At 41.1% G+C, this 1661-nt stretch carries 2 protein-coding genes; one reads left to right on the forward strand and one right to left on the reverse strand.

Going from position 1 to position 1661, the window contains the following annotated elements:
- Nucleotides 1-193: hypothetical protein (locus N1032_RS22935; protein WP_259542631.1), on the forward strand; the 193-nt coding region annotated here is incomplete at its 5' end.
- A 44-nt stretch (nt 194-237) separates the two neighbouring features.
- On the opposite strand, the gene N1032_RS22940 is transcribed toward N1032_RS22935, so the two are convergent.
- A partial coding sequence (locus N1032_RS22940; RefSeq protein WP_259542632.1) for a hypothetical protein occupies nt 238-1661 on the reverse strand: 1424 nt, incomplete at its 5' end.

Raw genomic sequence — 1661 nt, forward strand, 5'->3', positions numbered from 1 at the left:
ATACTTATTCATCCGTGAAGTTTTGCCTCCACAAGCTGAGTTAGTTTTTATTTGGGAGAAACAAGGAACTGCGTTTCCTTTCTCAAAGAAACGAAAAGACGGGAGCCGAGCTACTCATAAAGAGTGGGCTGATAAGAATGGTTTTCGTAACTGGCATCAGTTAGAATTTAAATTAGACTTACTCGACAAGTAAAAAATAAGGGGATTGGCTTAGCGGCCTTTCCCCTTTTCTTTTATTTAGTCTTTGATATCAAAAGCACCTACACCACCCTCTCCAGGATTCCCTTCAAGTTTAGCTCTTTGGCGCTCAGCCATCTTGTTGATACGTTTCTCAGTGTAACGAACGTTACGATAAGATTCGGTATCACCAAGTACAGCAAGACGAGCACGTTTATACAGAAGACCGTAGAACGAGTTCTGACCAGCATTCTTCCCTTCTTTGTTCACAAGAGTGTTAATCTTATGAGCATCCTCAGCACTCATCAAATAATCCTTCCCAAGACCTAAGCCTTTACGCTCAATCCCTTTCAAGATAATTTCATGTGACTGACGTACCGCATCCGCTTGACGTTGACGACCTTTAGTCTGCAACGCATCAGCAGCTGTTTCCATCATCGCTGACCACTTAATGAATCGTGGGTCAGAAGTAGAATCAATGTCTAATGGAATTTCCACATGTCGAATATTTTCTTCAACCTGTGCCCCATCCATTTTCTCCATTGCTGCACCGAAGTGTTCTTTAACTTGATTAGTAATATCTTCGCGCATTGTTTCTACGCTTTTCTGAATATCACTTACAGCTTCATCAAGCTCTTTCAACTTCTTAGTCTGAGCATCTTCCTTCTCCTTAGCCGCTTGTACTTGTTTATCGTACTTGTCAGCTAATTTTCTATCTTCCTTCTCACGCTTAGCGATGCGGTCTTCAAAGTAAGCATCCGCTGTCTCAACATCACCTTCCGCTTTACGATACTTATCCAGCAGTCGATTCCATTTAGCCAGTTTCTTCTTATCCATTTTAAGACCTTTATTACGTTCAGCATTAATAGCCGCTGTGTAATCTTTCACTTTTGCGTTGATGTAATCATGCATTTTGTTCATCACAGAACGTTCAGCAGCCACACTCAGAGCTGTATCTTCACCACTAGTTCCACGAGTGGCTTTGGCAATGATACTATTGTTTTTAGGGTCTGCTAAATCACCCACAACATTAGGGTCTTCATGCAGGTCAAGTTTCTGAGCGTATGCACGTAGGAAGTCAATACTTTCAGACATAGGACGTTTTGGTTTGTTAGAAACAATCGTAACTTCCTTAGGTTGTTTTGTCTTCGGAGTATTTTTAGCTTCTTCACGTAGACGTGCAGCTTCTTCTTTACCAACAGTTTTGACATAGTTTGCGAAGTGACTTAAATCAAACTCATCAGAACCACCAGATAAGGTTTTAGCTCGTTTCTCTGCTTCTGCTACAACTTCATCAGTTACACCAAGAGATTTGAATTTCTTCTTGAGTGTATCAAGAATCTCTTCATGTGTTTTACCACCCGCTACATCGTTGATAATTTCATCAGCAGACTCATCAGCTTGTTTAACAATGTTATCAGCTTCGTGAGCACGTTTGATTTTATCAGCAGCCAGCCATGTTCCAAGTGTATGTCCAACAGACT

This window comes from Herbiconiux daphne (genome assembly GCF_024979295.1).
Taxonomy (GTDB): Bacteria; Actinomycetota; Actinomycetes; order Actinomycetales; family Microbacteriaceae; genus Herbiconiux; species Herbiconiux daphnes.